16 protein-coding genes are annotated in these 16941 nt (G+C 38.2%); 12 read left to right on the top strand and 4 right to left on the bottom strand.

The window, feature by feature from the left end; genetic code table 11:
* Together EWM59_RS23030 and EWM59_RS27795 are read right to left on the bottom strand one after the other, a co-directional pair.
* A partial coding sequence (locus tag EWM59_RS23030; protein WP_165372273.1) for an IS4 family transposase occupies positions 1-970 on the bottom strand: 970 nt, incomplete at its 3' end.
* The gene (locus EWM59_RS27795) at positions 967-1131 is read right to left on the bottom strand and encodes a hypothetical protein (protein WP_165372164.1); all 165 of its coding nucleotides are present in this window, start codon (positions 1129-1131) and stop codon (positions 967-969) included. The genes EWM59_RS27795 and EWM59_RS23030, both read right to left, overlap by 4 nt.
* A gap of 274 nt (positions 1132-1405) precedes the next feature.
* On the opposite strand from EWM59_RS27795, the gene EWM59_RS23025 reads away from it, so the two are divergent.
* The 9 genes from EWM59_RS23025 to EWM59_RS22985 all read left to right on the top strand — a co-directional run bounded on the left by EWM59_RS23025 (position 1406) and on the right by EWM59_RS22985 (position 10881).
* A complete protein-coding gene (locus EWM59_RS23025) occupies positions 1406-2023 on the top strand; it encodes a TetR/AcrR family transcriptional regulator (protein WP_130023607.1) in 618 nt (205 codons plus the stop codon).
* Positions 2024-2076: 53 nt separating this feature from the next.
* Positions 2077-2511 (top strand): PaaI family thioesterase, encoded by a 435-nt coding sequence (locus tag EWM59_RS23020; RefSeq protein WP_130023606.1) that lies wholly within the window; start codon positions 2077-2079, stop codon positions 2509-2511.
* 99 nt (positions 2512-2610) lie between these two features.
* On the top strand, positions 2611-3957 hold the full coding sequence (locus EWM59_RS23015; protein ID WP_130023605.1) for a TolC family protein: 1347 nt from the start codon (positions 2611-2613) through the stop codon (positions 3955-3957).
* 31 nt (positions 3958-3988) lie between these two features.
* The gene (locus tag EWM59_RS23010) at positions 3989-4408 is read left to right on the top strand and encodes a DUF3995 domain-containing protein (protein WP_130023604.1); all 420 of its coding nucleotides are present in this window, start codon (positions 3989-3991) and stop codon (positions 4406-4408) included.
* Complete coding sequence (locus EWM59_RS23005; RefSeq protein WP_130023603.1) at positions 4405-4983, top strand: NAD(P)H-dependent oxidoreductase; 579 nt, start codon at positions 4405-4407, stop codon at positions 4981-4983. Before EWM59_RS23010 ends, EWM59_RS23005 begins: the two co-directional genes overlap by 4 nt.
* A 12-nt stretch (positions 4984-4995) precedes the next feature.
* The gene (locus EWM59_RS23000; RefSeq protein ID WP_130023602.1) at positions 4996-6042 is read left to right on the top strand and encodes an efflux RND transporter periplasmic adaptor subunit; all 1047 of its coding nucleotides are present in this window, start codon (positions 4996-4998) and stop codon (positions 6040-6042) included.
* A gap of 254 nt (positions 6043-6296) precedes the next feature.
* A complete protein-coding gene (locus EWM59_RS22995) occupies positions 6297-9335 on the top strand; it encodes an efflux RND transporter permease subunit (RefSeq protein WP_130023601.1) in 3039 nt (1012 codons plus the stop codon).
* Between the two features lie 150 nt (positions 9336-9485).
* Positions 9486-9842 carry a phage holin family protein gene (locus EWM59_RS22990; RefSeq protein ID WP_130023600.1) on the top strand — a complete coding sequence of 119 codons (357 nt, stop codon included), beginning with the start codon at positions 9486-9488 and terminating at the stop codon, positions 9840-9842.
* A gap of 274 nt (positions 9843-10116) precedes the next feature.
* Positions 10117-10881 (top strand): SDR family NAD(P)-dependent oxidoreductase, encoded by a 765-nt coding sequence (locus EWM59_RS22985; RefSeq protein ID WP_130023599.1) that lies wholly within the window; start codon positions 10117-10119, stop codon positions 10879-10881.
* Between the two features lie 236 nt (positions 10882-11117).
* On the opposite strand, the gene EWM59_RS22980 is transcribed toward EWM59_RS22985, so the two are convergent.
* Entirely contained in the window at positions 11118-11624 is a 507-nt protein-coding gene (locus tag EWM59_RS22980; RefSeq protein ID WP_130023598.1) for an RNA polymerase sigma factor, read from the bottom strand.
* 363 nt (positions 11625-11987) lie between these two features.
* On the opposite strand from EWM59_RS22980, the gene EWM59_RS22975 reads away from it, so the two are divergent.
* The 3 genes from EWM59_RS22975 (at position 11988) to glpK (ending at position 15968) form a co-directional block, all read left to right on the top strand.
* Positions 11988-12908 carry a sugar phosphate isomerase/epimerase family protein gene (locus EWM59_RS22975; protein WP_130023597.1) on the top strand — a complete coding sequence of 307 codons (921 nt, stop codon included), beginning with the start codon at positions 11988-11990 and terminating at the stop codon, positions 12906-12908.
* 188 nt (positions 12909-13096) lie between these two features.
* Positions 13097-14335, top strand: coding sequence for an L-fucose:H+ symporter permease (fucP, locus tag EWM59_RS22970; RefSeq protein WP_130023596.1), 1239 nt, complete (start codon positions 13097-13099; stop codon positions 14333-14335).
* 136 nt (positions 14336-14471) lie between these two features.
* On the top strand, positions 14472-15968 hold the full coding sequence (gene glpK, locus EWM59_RS22965; RefSeq protein ID WP_130023595.1) for a glycerol kinase GlpK: 1497 nt from the start codon (positions 14472-14474) through the stop codon (positions 15966-15968).
* Positions 15969-16023: 55 nt separating this feature from the next.
* On the opposite strand, the gene EWM59_RS22960 is transcribed toward glpK, so the two are convergent.
* The gene (locus EWM59_RS22960; protein WP_130023594.1) at positions 16024-16788 is read right to left on the bottom strand and encodes an NUDIX hydrolase; all 765 of its coding nucleotides are present in this window, start codon (positions 16786-16788) and stop codon (positions 16024-16026) included.
* Positions 16789-16941 lie beyond the last annotated feature (153 nt).

Here is a 16941-nt window from a genome sequence, read left to right as displayed (position 1 = left end):
TTCTTAATAAACCAATCGCTATTAAACTCAATAGACTGATGGTATTAAAGAGTGCTTGTGGGGATTGTAATTGTCTTTGTTGGATACTACAACCCGTTTTGAGACATTTATGAAAATCTTCACAGGTAGTCCATCTGCGGGTATAGGTATCAATAATAGCTACCGCCTCTGCTAAAGTCTTTACCGGCACATTGGTAAGTATCATCCAATGGGCTAAGTCTTGTCCTTTGATAGGTTGAAGTTGCTGCAAGGTGAGTACATAAATAGGTTTAATTAAATCCTGTAAGTCAACTTTTGCAAAAGTAATCTGACACTCACATAGGTGTGCTTTGCCTTTGGCATCTAAGAGCGAACGTTCAACAATCCCACCAGGGGTTAAACTTTGCAAATAGGGCTTCAGGGTTTGAGTACTGTTTTTGAGTTTACGGTCATGTCTGCCATTGATAATAAAGAGTTGTCGATGGGTAAGTGCATAATTGAAGACCTCTGCCACATCAGCTTCTTTATCAGCTACTTGTACAACCGATATACCCGTTTTACGTCCATATTTACGGGCAAAATCAATGGCTTCAATCCATTTAGCACTCTCCTTTTCTTCAAAAGGACGCAGGTGTCTTTGATGACGTTTACCATAATCATCCCTATCTCTTTGTATGAACTCTTGGATGGGTAAGCCTAAAGGTACATAATGGTTGTCTGTCAGAATACCATTATGTATTAATACTCCATTATCGCTTCCGGTTTGAAGGTAGCCTAAATCCATCTGACGGGTAGGATAATTGCCCACTGTACTATCCTGAAACAGATAATAATATTGTTTCTTATCTGGTAAGGACTGTGTCAGAGAATACGCAATCAACCCTTTACGATAAGACTTAATAATATCCGCACAGTTAAGCTCGCTATTATTCACTAAACGATAGAGTCCTTTCAAGGCATATTGATTTTTGAAAACATGAGGAAAACTCAAGCTACTATCTGTCTTAAATAGTTCAGATTGGCAAAAAAACACCTTTTATTCAGACGTTTATCGCCAAAACGATAATGTTGCATCTGATAAGAAATCACCGATTCTATTACCATATAATATTCTGTTTTGGTCTCTATGTCAAAGAACGTAATTTTTTGCAAAAATACCCAACTTATGGGTAAGACACACCTCCCGCAGGAGAGGGAGACTTTTAGCCCCTCTCCTTTTCCAGGAGAGGGGTTGGGGTGAGGGTATTTTCCGAATATTATTTGGCACAATTTCCTTTTGAGACACCCTCTTTATTCTTCTCATTCCTCCAAAATCCCACAAAATTTTACCGTTCATGTATTTTCCAGCAAAAAAAGTAGAAAACATTTGTTTTACTGAACACCGTTCATTTTATTTGTACTGTTAATTAAAAGCAGTTTAGGATAGATGGGTATTACCGAAAGAAAAGAGAGAGAAAAAGCCGAGATGAAGCGACTGATTATGGATGCCGCACGCAGACTCTTTGTTGAACAAGGGTTTGAAAAAACGAGCATTCGTAATATTGCCGACGAGATAGAGTACAGTCCGGGAACTATTTATCTGTATTATAAAGACAAAAGTGAGTTACTGTTTGATTTACATCAGGAGTCGTTTCAAAAGCTGATTGAACAATTTCAGCGTGTATTGAATATCAGAGACCCTTTTGAAAGGCTTACTACAATGGGTAGATACTATATGCAGTATGGCTTTGAGAATCCTGAATTATATGAGTTGATGTTTCTGATGTCGTCGCCGATTGAAACCATCGAATGTCGTGAAGAAATATGGGAGGACGGGCATGTAGCCTTTGAAATGCTCCGACAAATTGTACGTGAATGTATAGAAGCAGGCTATTTCAAGATAGATGATGTAGAAGGTACTTCTATGATGATATGGGCTACTGTACACGGTCTGGTAACGATTCATTTAAGGAAACGTACAACGATGTTCCGGGAAGACGAACGTATTCCACGTTTGGAACATGCTTATGAGCGATTCGTAGAATTAATAAAAGGGAAGATTTAATAGAGCATACCGATAGAATTGATCTTCACATAATCCATAAAAAACGAAAAAGCATGAATCCGGTTATAGAATTTTTTAAATCCAATATTGGTAAATACGCAGTTGATGTAAGCCCGTCAAGTTTAGGTAGATGGATGAATGGAAAATTGATAGCAGTAGCAGAAGGCTCGGTTGAAGTGGAGTTTGTGGTAAGAGAAGAAATGACCAATCCTCTGAAGATTCTGCATGGCGGCACTGCTGCCTCTATGTTAGATGATGTTATGGGAATGACTGTATATATGTTGGGACGGGAGAATTTTTACTCTACCGTAAATCTGCATGTGGATTATCTCTCTCCTGCTAAAGAAGGTGATGTATTATTGGTAAAATCAAATATTATTAGGGCAGGCAAAACGGTCATTCATATTGAATGTGCTATATACAATGCCGACAAAAAAATAGTGGCCAAATGTACCTCCAATATGGTAGCTACAGGCTTAAAAATGTAAAAAATTATTTCTCAGTATCTCTACCCGTCTGCTCAAAGGCGGGTTTATTTGGCACCTTTACTTAACACTGTTCATTAATTGAAAAAGCGTCAGTGAAATATGAAAAACCTAATTTTACTCTTAGCACTCGTTCCTACTTTAGTATTTTCGCAGGTTTCTTCGCCTGTACTTGAATCATACATTCAGGAGGGGCTCAAAAATAATTTAGCACTACAACAGGAAAATTTTGAAATAGCAAAAGCGCAGGAAAATGTAAAAATAGCAAAGGCCAATTTTTCGCCTAAAATTACTTTTGCACCTACTTATACAGTAGCGGCAGGGGGTCGCCGTTTATCGTTTCCGGTAGGCGATTTACTGAATCCGGTCTATTCTACGCTCAATAAACTAACTAATACAAATGTTTTTCCACAGGTAGAGAATGTCAATGAATTATTAGCCCCTAATAATTTTCATGATACCAAGTTCAGTTTTCAGTATCCTATCTATAATACTGATATTCGTTATAACCTGCTTATTCAGCGTGATTTTTTAACGGCACAGGAAGCTAAAAAACGTATTCTGGAAAACGAAGTGCGCTACAATATTACCATTGCTTACCTGCAATATCTGCAAACCTTAGAGGCACAGAAAATCTTTTCAGCTTCTCGTATAGTATTGACCGATTTTGTAAAACTGAATGAAAAACTGGTTAATAACAATGTAGCTACCAAAGATGTCATTTACTCGGCCGAATATGAAGTAAGCAAACTTGACCAGCAAGTGGCTGTGATGGATAAAAACCGTTATACTGCTCAGGCTTACCTTAATTTTCTGATGAACCGTGATTTCGGTACTGAAATTATAGCTGATACGATTTTTCTTGATTCCAATACACAGGTAAGTATAGCCGATATACGCCAGCAATCTATTGTCAATCGTCAGGAAATTAGTCAGCTAAAAGCCAATATTCAAGCCAGCCAGTCAGCTATTAAATTGCAGGAAATGAACTCGCTCAGGCCACAGGTCTTTGTGGGTGGAACAACCGGTTTTCAAGGCAATGGATACACTTTCAAAGATCAGGCTTATATCATTGGTCAGATAGGATTAACATGGGACGTTTTTCATGGCTATGAGAAAAAAGCCAAGATTCAACAGGCTAAAATTCAGAAGAATCAATTAGAAACCAAATTGGAAGAGGTACAAAAGCAGATTCAGTTACAGGTTTCGCAAGCTTATTTTGAATTAGAAGCTGCACAAAGAACGCTTCCAAGTGCCAAAGATGGTACCATAAAAGCAGAAAAGTACTTTAAAGTAGTAGATAGTCGCTACCGCAACGGACAGGCTATTCTGGTTGAATACCTGAGAGCCCAGAATGAGGTAATAACTGCCAAACTGCAGGAGTCATTAACTAAATATGACATTCTGCTGAAAAAAGCGATGCTAGATAAAGTTGTTGCTGTAAGATAATACTATTGTTTATCCTTAAACATACCCAACTATGTTTTTTGCTATCTTTAATACTATCCTCTTAGGTCTCATTGCCGCTATTCATGTGTACTGGCTCTTGGGGGGCAAATGGGCAGGAAATGCTGTTTTACCTACCAGTACAGACAAGAAATTAGCATTTCAACCCGGTATTTTTGCCACCCTCGTGGTAGCATTGAGTTTGCTTTTTATGGCATTAATTCATTTAGATAAAGTCGGGTTGGTAGCACTATCTCTGCCTTCATGGGTTAATAACTATGCGCTAATAATCATCGCTTTTATATTTCTAATCAGAGCCATTGGCGAGTTTCGGTATGTTGGTTTTTTCAAGAAAATCAAAAATACCCGATTTGCCCGGTTAGATACCCGGTTTTATTCTCCGCTTTGCTTACTACTAAGTTTAAACGCATTACTTACCTCACTACAATTATGAAAAAGGTACTATTAATACAAGGACACCCTGATAACGAAAGTTTCAATTTTGCACTATTCGATGCCTACAAAAAAGGACTAACCGAATCAGGAGCGTCTGTGGAAGAAATTATCATTAACGAATTGTCTTTTGACCCTAGTCTACATTTCGGGTATAGAAAGCGTACAGAATTAGAACCTGATTTGGTAGCATCTATTGAGAAAATCAAATGGGCAGAGCATTTAGTATTCTTTTATCCGATCTGGTGGGGTTCGGTACCTGCTTTGATGAAAGGTTTTTTAGATAGAGTATTTCTTCCCGGCGTCGTATTCAAAAAGCGTGAAAACTCATTGTGGTGGGACAAGCTGCTGACAGGTAAAACAGGACATCTCATTAGCACACTTGACCAACCAGCCTGGTTCTATTGGTTGCGCTATGGCAGACCCACTTACCATGCCATGAAACAAATGACATTAGAGTTTTGTGGTATCAAACCCGTACGCACCACAACCATTGGGCCATTGCGGCTTTCAAAAGAAAGCTACCGTGAAAACTGGCTGAAAAAAGTAGAAAAATTAGGATTTTATCAGAAATAAACAGACTTATCTATGAAAACGACATTATTTCCGCTCATTTACGCTTTCGTGTTACTTGTGTTGGCAAGCTGTGGAAAGAAAAAAGAAACTAAACAGGAAACTGAAGAAATCATAGCAGTTGAAGTACAGGCAGTGGGCAAGAAACCACTAAGCGAGCCTATCATTGCCAGTGGGGTTTTATCGTCAAAATCAGAAATGAAACTGGCGTTTAAAACCGGAGGTATGATTCAGAAAGTGTATGTAAACGAAGGACAATTTGTAAAAGAAGGTCAATTATTGGCCGAACTGGATTTATCTGAAATTGATGCGCAGGTGAAACAGGCAAAATTAGGTTTAGAGAAATCGGAAAGAGATTTAGAGAGAGTGAAAAAACTCTATACTGATGAGGCGACCACACTTACCAATGTACAAGATGCTACTACAGGTTACAACGTAGCCAAAGAAAACGTACAGGTAGCAGAGTTTAATCAGAAACTATCTAAAATCTATGCTCCTGCTAATGGTCGTATTCTCCGTAAAATTTCAGAGCAAGGCGAATTAATCACGCCTTTTTCACCTGTATTCATATTAGGCACAGGCGAATCAGCCTATATTGTCAATGTAGGATTAGCTGATAGAGATGTAGTAAAAGTTAAATCAGGCGATGTTGCCAATGTTTTCTTAGATGCCTATCCTAACGAACCTTTTCATGCCCGCATTACCCAGATAGCCCAGACGGTTAATCCGGCAACAGGTACTTTTGAAGTTGAATTACAGATTCAACCCAATGGTAAAAAACTAATCTCTGGCTTTGTAGCCAAAGCCGAAATCTCTTCCGGCAAAGGGCCTGTTTCATTAGTTGTTCCGATTGAAGCCGTAGTTGAAGCAGATAGAGATAAGGCGTTTGTGTATGTATTAAACGCTGATAAACAATCAGTCAGTAAAAATCATATTGGTATCGGAGCCGTATATGGCAACGATATAGCCATTTCTTCGGGTCTGACAGAAGGAACACCAATTATTACCAAAGGAGCTAATTTTCTGAGCGATAAAAGTAAGGTAAAAGTGATTAGCAAATAGGTGTCTATACTAATTTTTGAGGATTGTAGAGACGCAATGCTTGCGTCTCCAAAGGTTTGTGAATAGCGTAGAATTCTCTATTGTAAAAAATCTCTCCTCAATTAAAATAAAATAATCCGGCTAGCCCTTTGGAGACGCCAAGCATGGCGTCTCTACGAAAAACGATTATTAATAGAAAATGTGTCAATTATAGATATAAACCGTTAAAGGCAATCCTCAAAACGGCAAATCAGTACACTTAATTCATTATTCAAATGCGTCTTGCAGAATTTTCCGTTAAAAACTACCAGTTTACTATCATTATTTTCATAATGGTATTAGCCATTGGTATCAACTCATTGTTGAATATGCCCAAAGCCGAAGACCCGACTTTGAAGGCAACTTTTAACAGCATTATAGTCGTATATCCCGGTACGTCTCCGGCTGATATGGAAAAATTGATTGTTGACCCTATTGAAGACCGCCTGTCTGAAATCAGCGATATTAAGAAAGTGACTTCTGTTGCTGATGAAGGGGTGGCAAGCGTTATAGTTGAGTTTCAGCATAGTGTAAATACAGATGAAAAATACAATGAGGTAGTAAGAGAGATAAACGCTATCCGAGCCTCTTTACCTGCTGATATTTATAGTGTGGATATTCTTCGGCAGACACCCGAAGGCGTAAGTATCATTCAATGTGCCCTGATGTCTGAAACAACTCCTTATAAAGATTTAGAAAAAGAAGCTGAAAACCTGAAAGATGATTTACTGAAAGTAAAATCTATTAAGACAGCCGAAATCTGGGCTTTCCCGAAACAACAGGTAAGAGTTTCTATCAATCTGGATAAAATGGCTCAGTTCCGTATCCCGCTCAATCGTGTTTTAGGAGCTATCCAGTCTGAAAATGCCAATATTCCGGCAGGCAATATTGAAATAGGAACACGTAAATTCAGTGTAAAAACATCGGGAAGTTATCAAGACCTTGAAGAAATCAAAAGTACCATTGTCAGTACTTCGGGTACAGCAGTTACGTATTTAAGAGACATTGCTGATGTTAAATTAGATTACGAAGAAGAAAGTTATATTGGTCGCCTGAATGGGAAACGAGCAGTTTTTGTTACGGCAACCATGAAAGCCGGAAGCAATATCTTTAAAACAGGCGAACAAATCCGCCCGATTATAGACAATTTTAAAAGTGAACTGCCCCCAAACATCAAATTTGAACAAAGCTTTGACCAGGTCAAGAGTGTTTCCACCCGTTTATTGGGCTTGGCTCGTGACTTTGGTATTGCCATTCTATTGGTATTAATTACGCTTATTCCTTTAGGTTTCAGAGCAGCACTCATTGTAATGATTTCTATCCCGTTATCATTAGCAATAGGATTAACCATGCTCGATTTGGCAGGTTTCGGTATCAATCAGCTAAGTGTAGTAGGTTTGGTGATTGCCTTAGGTCTTTTGGTGGACGACTCTATTGTGGTGGTTGAGAATATAGCTCGTTTTTTACGGACAGGAATGTCTCGTAGAGATGCAGCCATTGAGGCTACCAAACAGATAGGTTTAGCCGTATTAGGATGTACAGCTACGTTAATATTCGCTTTTTTACCGCTTTGTTTTTTACCCGAATCGGCAGGAGAATTTATTCGCAGTTTACCGATGGCGGTTATCACGACTATTATCGCCTCTTTGTTTGTGTCTCTCACCATTGTTCCTTTCTTAGCCAGCCAGTTAATGCCCAGAGAAGAACATGGCGAAAATGTAGTTTTACGATTAATGAAACGTGGCATTGAGGGTTCGTATCGTAAAATTCTACATTTGGCATTGGCTCATCCTGTGATTAGTCTTTTAGTAGCTACTGCTATTTTTATAGGTAGTTTAGCTTTGATTCCGGTAGTAGGAACAAGCGTGTTTCCACGTTCTGAAAAACCGCAGTTCCTGATTAATATTGAAACACCACTGGGTACCAATATGTCTGAAACCAATCAGGCTGCCCGATTTGTGGAAAGTGAATTAGGTAAAAATGAAATTGTAAAAAACTATGCTACCAATGTAGGCAAGTCTAATCCCAGGATTTATTACAATATTATTCCAATGGGGGGCACCAGAGCCAATTATGCACAGATTTTCGTACAATTGCAAGACCACGTAGAAGTACCTGAAAGAGAGGAGTTTATTGATGAATTAAGAGCGAAGTTTGATTCATACGCAGGCGCAAAAATCAGAGTGATTCAATTTGAACAAGGGCCTCCGGTAGAAGCACCTTTGGCTGTCAGAATATTTGGGGAGAATCTTGATTCATTACGTGCCATTTCTTTCCGTGTAGAAAAAGCATTTAAAGAAACCAAAGGAACAATTTATGTGAGCAACCCATTATCGGCACAGAATGTTGATTTGCGTGTAAATATCAATAAAGACAAAGTAGGTATGCTGGGGATTCCGACGGTAGATGTTGACCGTACCATCAGAATGGGAATTGCCGGGGTAAATATTGGCAGCTACAATGAAGGCGATAAAGACGATATAGATATTAATGTGAGTTTACCTCTTGACCAATATGCTAATATGGATGTCTTCTCAAAAATGTTTATTGCTAATCAGGCCGGAAATCTGGTACCTCTTAAACAATTAGCAACCATTAATTTTGAAACATCTCCTAACAGAATCAATCACTACGACAAAGAACGCTACACGATTATTTCTGCTTTTGTACAAAGTGGCTTCCTGACGCCTAAAGTAACGCAGGAAATATCTGCTAAACTACAGGCTATGAAATTACCAAAAGGTTATGAAATAAAAATGGCTGGGGAGGTAGAGCGTTCGCAGGAAACTTTCGGGGGTTTGGGTACCATCATTATCATTACCATTTTTGGAATTATGGCTATCCTGATTCTTGAATTCAAGACTTTTAAAAGTACTATTATTGTATTATCTGTGATTCCATTGGGGATGATTGGTGCTATTCTGATTCTGCTCTTTACAGGTAATACGCTTTCTTTCACAGCTATTGTCGGAATTATTGCATTGGCAGGGATTGAAGTAAAAAACTCCATTCTTCTGGTTGATTATACTAATTATTTAAGAAAAGAACAGGGATTGGGTATTAATGAAGCCATTGAAGAAGCCGGGGAAACCCGATTTATACCAATTGTACTAACAACACTCACAGCTATTGGTGGTTTGATTCCATTAGTATTAGAACACTCACCACTGTATTCTCCATTAGCCCTGGTAATGATTGGCGGGCTTATTTCTTCATTGATTCTGACCCGTATTGTTACTCCGGTCATGTATAAATTATTACCTCCGAAAATCTGATTTTCGTTTTCAGTCTCTGTGATTTTTTTACGGAGACTGAAAATTTCTGTTAGTTTTTTGTCAGATGCTATGTTTTATCTACCTTGCATCTATCAAAAAGCAGGTATCTTTTATAACCTGCCAACCTAAACAATAATCCGGCAAGGTAACATGGCAGATTTGCTGAAAATACAGGAGTTTCGGGATAATGTTGTAAAACTCATTGAAGCAAAATTTGAATTAACAAAATTAGGTTTTCAGGAAAAACTGGAAGGCATTGCCGTTCAGGCAATTTATGCTTTACTCCTGTTTATCCTTTCTATCACGGTTATTATCTTCTTAAGTATTCTGATAGCTGTCGGGCTTAATATCTGGCTCAAAAGCGCCTGGCTGGGTTATCTGATTATCTTTCTTATTTATGTAGGTATTCTGGTAACATTTATCTTCGCCAAAGACAAAGTTCAAACAACAATCAAGAGCAAAGTTCAGGAGATGATTGATGAGAGTCTGAACAAGGAATCTCTTTAGTTTGAATTTTGCAATTGGTTTTGTATTAAGAATAACTTTATATTTTCTCTGTTTTAGTTGCTTACTTTTTAAATTCACTCCTCATCTTGTGTCTTCGACCGTGCGACGTCCGCAACCTTGCCAAATTAGGTAAATAGAATTGGCATTTCAGTATGCGATTATTTATACCAATATACGCCACATTTGATTTTCGCAAATAACAGTTTGAAACTCGCAAGATTCATCCACTACACCTACTCTAACTTTGTGTCATCAAATTAATACACAAAACAAGATGACAACCACTAATAAAATTGCTTTAGTTACCGGAGGTAGCAGAGGTTTAGGGAAAAATATGGCATTGAAAATTGCCGAAAAAGGAATTGATGTAATTCTTACTTATCACACACAAAAAGACGAAGCCTTAGCAGTAGTAGCAGAAATTGAAAAAACAGGACAAAAAGCAGTAGCCTTACAACTGAATACAGGAGATATTAAAAGTTTAGAAACTTTCTTTGAAAAAGTAAAATCAGTCCTGAAAGGTACTTTTAACACCACGCATTTCGATTTTCTGATAAACAACGCAGGTATTGGCCGTCATACTGCTTTTGCAGAGACTACAGAAGAAGAGTTTGATTTGCTTTTAAATGTTCACTACAAAGGTGTTTTCTTTCTTACACAAAAGGCATTAACCTTATTGAATGATGGCGGCAGAATTGTTAATATCTCTTCAGGTCTGGCTCGTTTTTCTATGCCGGGATATTCGGCTTATGGTTCGATGAAAGGAGCTATTGAAACTCTGACCAGATATTTAGCCAAGGAACTTGGTTCTCGTGGCATCGCAGTCAATGTGGTGGCTCCTGGAGCTATTGAAACCGACTTTAGTGGTGGAGCAGTAAGAGATAATGCCCAGTTAAACCAGATGGTGGCCAATGTTACAGCTCTCGGCCGTGCAGGTTTACCTGATGATATTGGCGGAGTAGTAGCCTTCTTATGTACTGAAGAAGCCAGATGGATAAATGCCCAAAGAATTGAAGTTTCCGGCGGAATGAACATTTAAAAACAGTTAGCTATTGAACTCCTGAATGAACCCTTTGTTAACCGGGCTTCGGTTGGCAAAGGGTTTTTATATGGTTTAATTTACAATTTTCATTAAAATAAAAAAGTTATCCGCATAACAGATAACTTTTAAAACCTTCCTCTTTTTATCAGAGTCCCACTAGACTCTAAAAAATCTTTTTCATTGGTTTAATAGTAAACCATTTTCATTGAAATGTTATGCTAAGTACGAATGTATTAATAGGCATATACTTGTAATTTTTCTTTTAGTTCTTTTCTGGCTATATGTATTCTATTCTTCACGGTTCCAATCGGCACTTTCAATTTTTGAGCAATTTCATGGTATTTAAACCCACTAAAGTGCATCATAAAAGGTTGTTTGTAACTCTCGTCTAATGTTTCTACTGCATTATTAATATCTTCTAACGCAAAAGTAGAATACGCATTATTCTCTACGCTACTATCTGTACTGTTAATAAAATGCAAATTATCAGTTGTATCAATAAATGTATTTTTTCTTAACAATCTCTGATAATTCGTAATAAACGTATTCTTCATGATGGTATAAAGCCATGCTTTCAGGTTAGTCCCATCAGTGTACTTATCACGGTTCATAAATGCTTTTACAAGTGTATCTTGTAATAAGTCATTAGCGTCTTCTAAATCCTTCGTTAATCTGAATGCAAACGGTTTTAGAGACTTCGAGGTCTTTGAAATGGCATAGTTAAATTCAAGAGTTGTCATGGTTTGTTTATTTTTAGTATTAAGAGTGTTAAACAAAACTAAATAATAAGTTTCTATAAAACCAAAATTTTTCAAACTTTTTATTAAAAAATCGTTAAAATCTATTGTAAGCATATATTTTAACGATTTTTCTTGTTCATGTTTTTTTGGCCAAACATTAAACAAACCAGCAACTGTAGAAACTTTTCCTCACTACTGTTTCTACTTTTCTACATATACGAGAAATAAATGAATCCGGTTGTCGAAAAAACGGGAAAATCAAAATTTTCTCCCTACCCTACCTCATAAACGTTTACATTTTTTTCGATGATTGAACAAAAAGACTTAATTTACGCCTCAAATATCAACCTCCTTCATACAATTATGTTAAAACTCGGTTTTGTTAGTGCTATTCTGGCCGATTTCGGCTTCGAACACGTCGTAGATTTTGCTTCTAAAAATGGTTTTTCTTGTATCGAAATGATGTGCTGGCCTAAAGATAATGGCGATGCTCGTCGTTATGCTGGCGTTTCTCACATCAATGTCGAAAATTTGGACGATAAACACATTACATATATAAAAGACTATACCCGTGAAAGAAATATTACTATATCGGGCCTGGGTTACTACCCAAATCCGCTTGACCCTGATACCAGAAAGTCTGAATTTTATATTGAGCACATCAAGAAAGTAATCAGAGCCTGTAATAAATTAGGTATTCCTGTAATGAATACTTTCATCGGTCGTGACCCTCAGAAGAACATAAAAGATAATCTTGAAATATTCAAGAAACTATGGAAGCCAATTATTGAGACCGCCGAAAAAGAGGGGATTAAAATTGGTATTGAAAACTGTCCGATGTTCTTCACAAATGATGAATGGCCTGGTGGGAAAAACTTAGCTATCTCGCCTGCGGTTTGGGATGTGATGTTCGAGACTTTTCCGACTCCGCTTTTTGGGTTGAATTATGACCCATCACACATGATTTTCCAGATGATGGATGAAGTGAAACCTATTTACCAATACAAAGACCGCCTGCACCATATACATATTAAAGATGTAAAAGTATATCGTGATAAATTAGATAGAGTAGGTATTCTGGCAAACCCTCTGGAATACCATTCTCCTAAACTTCCGGGCTTAGGCGATGTAAACTGGCGTGGATTCTTTACTGCGCTGACCGATGTACGTTACAGAGGTCCCGTAGTTATCGAAGTTGAAGACAAAGCTTACGAAGGTAGTATTGACGATGTTACGGCAGCTATTCTTACGGCCCGCAATTATGTGAAGCAATTCCTTCCTTAAACTAATTCATTATTCATATACATTCTGTAGCGAGACTTACCACCTCGCTATTTTGTTATTCTACACTCAAATACAGCTTGGGCATATTTTTATTTAAAAATTATCTTATTATTTCTTAAAAAATTATCATTTTTGAACAAAATCTGTTCAGGTATTAAACACATTACATTTTAACCCTAAAAACTACTATGGCTTCTATTTCCGGGAACAAACAAAACTTCCAGACAACCGCTACCCAAAACAACTACCTCGTTCCATTTATTTTAGTTACCAGTCTTTTCTTTTTATGGGGTTTTGCCATCAGTATGCTCGATGTATTGAATAAACATTTTCAGGAAACCCTTAACCTCTCTATATCACAATCAACTTTAGTACAGGTGTCCACCTACGGTGCCTATTTCTTTATGGCCTTACCTGCAGGACTATTCATGAAACGTTGGGGTTATAAAAAAGGGATTCTTGCAGGACTCTTATTATATTCGGGCGGGGCTCTTTTAGTTTATCCGGCAACGCAGTTACAATCATGGTCGTTTTTCCTGATTGCTTTATTTGTTCTGGCTTGCGGCCTTGCTTTTCTTGAAACAGCCGCTAATCCTTATGCAACTGTGCTCGGTCCATCAGAGACTTCCGAACAACGACTTAATTTAGCTCAATCTTTCAATGGTTTAGGGGTAATCATAGGGCCATTAGTGGGTAGTATGCTTATATTCAGCGACCATACGCAAACAGTTGAAGAGGGATTCAAATCGGTTCAGTTACCTTATTTACTCGTTGGCGGGATTGTTTTTTTAGTAGCTTTATTGTTTCTCCGTACGCCAATGCCGGAAATTCAAGAGGCCGGAATCACTGAAGAAGTTGTAGAAAAATCAGGAAAGAAGTTGTTTAGTCATAAACACTTTGTTTTTGGTGCTATTGCTCAATTTCTGAATGTCGGCGCTCAAGGTTGCGTTTGGGGATTATTTATCAACTTCGCCATAGAAGCTATCCAGGTTTCGAATATAGAAGCCGCCAAATTATTATCAATAGGTATGCTTATCTTTATGATAGGTCGTTTTGCCAGCACATTCCTGATGCGATATATTAAACCTAATGTACTTTTAGGTATGTACTCTTTGATTATTGTAGCTATTTTATTATTTGCCTCTCAATTCAAAGGTGAAGCAGCAGTATATGCACTAATGGCATTTTTCTTTTTCCAGAGCATTACTTTCCCTACTATCTTTTCATTGGGTGTAAAAGATTTAGGCTCACATACAAAGATTGGTTCTTCTTTTATCATTATGGGTATTGTAGGCGGCGCGGTTTTCCCTCCAATCATGGGAGCCATTGCAGATAATTCGTCTATGGCTACCTCGTTATTATTACCTGTAGCTATGTTTGCCTATATTGCCTGGTATGGTTTCTCAGGTTCAAAAGTTAGTAAATAGAATTCACCTCACCCCGCGCGGCGTCCGCTCTAAATCTCCCTCTCCTTGAAGGAGGAGAAGGAGATTTTAAAAGCCCCTCTCCAGTTGGAGAGGGGTTGGGGTGAGGCACCCTCATAAATCCCTACTATTCAATCCTATGAAATACATTGCATCTATTGACCAGGGCACTACCAGTACCCGTTGTATTATTTTCGACCGCAAAGGGAATATCGTTTCAGTCGGACAAAAAGAACATGAGCAGATCTATCCTAAACCGGGCTGGGTTGAGCATAACTCGGAAGAAATCTGGAAAAATACGCTTGAAGTAATTGCCAGAGCCCGTATAGAAAAAAGCATAAAAACCGAAGATGTGGCAGCTTGCGGTATCACCAATCAACGAGAAACAACCGTAGTATGGAATAAACGCACCGGAAAAGCCTATTATAACGCCATTGTTTGGCAGGATACTCGTGTGGACGATACCGTAAAAGCACTGACCAAAAGCCACGGCTCGCAGTTTTTTCAAGACCGTACAGGTTTGCCATTGGCTACTTATTTCAGTGGTTTAAAAATCAAATGGATTTTAGATAATGTGCCAGGCGTAAGAGAAGATGCCGAAAAAGGGCAAGCCATTTTCGGTAATATGGATACTTTCCTTATATGGCATTTAACAGGTGGTATTAACGGTGGCTTACATATTACCGATGTTACCAATGCCAGTCGTACCCAATTAATGAATCTCAAAACTATGTCTTGGGATGCTGAACTGGCTGAAATTATGAATATCCCCTTGCAGATGCTGCCTGCTATAGAACCAAGTAGCAAGGTATACGGAAATATTACTTCTGAGGTTTTGCAGGGTATCCCGTTAGCCGGAGATTTAGGAGACCAACAGGCTGCCTTGGTCGGACAAACCTGCTATCAACCCGGAGAAGCTAAAAATACTTATGGTACAGGTTGTTTTATGCTGATGAATACAGGTACCGAGTTAGTGCCCTCTAAACACGGCTTACTGACAACGGTAGCTTATCAGTTTGAAGGCCAGCCTGTGCATTATGCCCTCGAAGGTTCAGTGGCTATTGCCGGAGCTTTAGTACAATGGCTACGTGACAATTTAGGTATGATTCAGAAGAGTACAGATATTGAAAAATTAGCTAAAAGTGTAGAAGATAATGGCGGAGCTTATGTTGTGCCTGCCTTCTCGGGTCTTTATGCCCCTTACTGGAAATCATCAGCGAGAGGAGTTATTGCAGGATTGACTCGCTATGTCAACAAAGGCCATATTGCCCGTGCCGTATTAGAAGCCACAGCCTATCAGACAAAAGACGTATTAGAGGCGATGGAAAATGATTCGGGCATTGAAATCAGTTCTTTACGGGTAGATGGAGGAATGGTTGTGAATGAATTGCTGATGCAGTTTCAGTCTGATATGTTAAAAGTGCCTGTTATCAGACCTACCATGATTGAAACAACGGCTTTAGGTGCTGCCTATGCCGCAGGTTTAGCCGTAGGCTATTGGGCAAGTTTCGACGATTTATTACAAAACTGGGGAGTAGACAAACGCTGGAAACCAAAAATGAAAGCTACTCAACGTAATACGCTTTATAAAGGCTGGAAAAAAGCGGTGAAACGGTCTTTTGATTGGGAGAAGTAAATATTAATCTACTTGATGAATGGAAGGCACGGACTCAGAATCGTGCCTTTTACTTTTATATCGCAAATAAAATCTCCTCTCTCATGGCTCTATCATACTTTTCTTTATCGAATCTATAAAGAAATGGCGCTTTAAATGCACCACCTGTGCGCTTTTCGGGGAGTTTTTCTAAAATATCATAACTGAGCATCAGCTTCTGGAAATTCCGGCGGTCTAATTGTTTGCCGAGAATAGTTTCGTATAGGCGTTGTAATTCCGGCATAGTGAATTTCTCAGGAAGCAGGTTATAGCCTATGGGTTGGTAACTGAGTTGGCGTCTTAGTGCTTTCAATGCTACCTCAACCATTTCATTATGATCGAAAAGTAATTCGGGTATTGCCGAAATTTCGCACCACATACATTCATCTGTGTACCAATCAGGGGTAGCAACTACTTGTTCAAATTCTACTAACGCCATGTATCCGAGAGATACATGGCGTTTCATGTATTTTTCATCATAGAAATCTGCCCCAAAAGCCCATTCCAATTTTCTGAATAAAGCCGCTTTATCCATATTTTTATATCGATCATTACCTCCAAAGGTATAAAACTGCTGCAGAAAGATTTCTTTCAGTCCTGTTCTCTCTTGCAGAATACGCACCGCCGCATCATTGACAGATTCTTCTAAATAAATTTTTCCGCCGGGTAAACTCCATCCTTCTGTTCCTTTCCATTTCAATAATAATACTTTTAATTCTCCTTCATGAAAACCAAAAATTACACAATCGATAGAAACTTCTTTCAGGGTACTTTCAAAATATGCTTTTAGCTTTGGATCCATAGTTGGTAGTTTAAGAATCCAAAATTAAAAATTTCTTTGTGTTTTTTATACACAATGAAAAAGTTTCTTTAATATTGTGTAGTTTTTACGCATTGACCTGTTTCTTTTCAATTATAAAACAATCTTACCCTATATGTCTTAAAACCTATTCTT

Origin of the sequence: Emticicia agri (genome assembly GCF_004168285.1) — a bacterium.
In the GTDB taxonomy this organism is placed as follows: Bacteria; Bacteroidota; Bacteroidia; order Cytophagales; family Spirosomataceae; genus Emticicia; species Emticicia agri.
The sequence above is the reverse complement of the archived record's forward strand: the minus strand, read 5'-3'. Positions and strand labels throughout refer to the sequence as shown.

Excerpts from the sequence above, each read along its gene's own strand:
- EWM59_RS23020 (WP_130023606.1), top strand. The coding sequence starts at position 2,077 with ATGAATCCGGTTATAGAATTTTTTAAATCCAATATTGGTAAATACGCA.
- EWM59_RS22975 (WP_130023597.1), top strand. The coding sequence starts at position 11,988 with ATGTTAAAACTCGGTTTTGTTAGTGCTATTCTGGCCGATTTCGGCTTC.
- fucP (WP_130023596.1), top strand. The coding sequence starts at position 13,097 with ATGGCTTCTATTTCCGGGAACAAACAAAACTTCCAGACAACCGCTACC.
- EWM59_RS22960 (WP_130023594.1), bottom strand. The coding sequence starts at position 16,788 with ATGGATCCAAAGCTAAAAGCATATTTTGAAAGTACCCTGAAAGAAGTT.
- EWM59_RS23015 (WP_130023605.1), top strand. The coding sequence starts at position 2,611 with ATGAAAAACCTAATTTTACTCTTAGCACTCGTTCCTACTTTAGTATTT.
- EWM59_RS22980 (WP_130023598.1), bottom strand. The coding sequence starts at position 11,624 with ATGACAACTCTTGAATTTAACTATGCCATTTCAAAGACCTCGAAGTCT.
- EWM59_RS22995 (WP_130023601.1), top strand. The coding sequence starts at position 6,297 with ATGCGTCTTGCAGAATTTTCCGTTAAAAACTACCAGTTTACTATCATT.
- EWM59_RS23010 (WP_130023604.1), top strand. The coding sequence starts at position 3,989 with ATGTTTTTTGCTATCTTTAATACTATCCTCTTAGGTCTCATTGCCGCT.
- glpK (WP_130023595.1), top strand. The coding sequence starts at position 14,472 with ATGAAATACATTGCATCTATTGACCAGGGCACTACCAGTACCCGTTGT.
- EWM59_RS23005 (WP_130023603.1), top strand. The coding sequence starts at position 4,405 with ATGAAAAAGGTACTATTAATACAAGGACACCCTGATAACGAAAGTTTC.
- EWM59_RS23025 (WP_130023607.1), top strand. The coding sequence starts at position 1,406 with ATGGGTATTACCGAAAGAAAAGAGAGAGAAAAAGCCGAGATGAAGCGA.
- EWM59_RS23000 (WP_130023602.1), top strand. The coding sequence starts at position 4,996 with ATGAAAACGACATTATTTCCGCTCATTTACGCTTTCGTGTTACTTGTG.
- EWM59_RS22990 (WP_130023600.1), top strand. The coding sequence starts at position 9,486 with ATGGCAGATTTGCTGAAAATACAGGAGTTTCGGGATAATGTTGTAAAA.
- EWM59_RS22985 (WP_130023599.1), top strand. The coding sequence starts at position 10,117 with ATGACAACCACTAATAAAATTGCTTTAGTTACCGGAGGTAGCAGAGGT.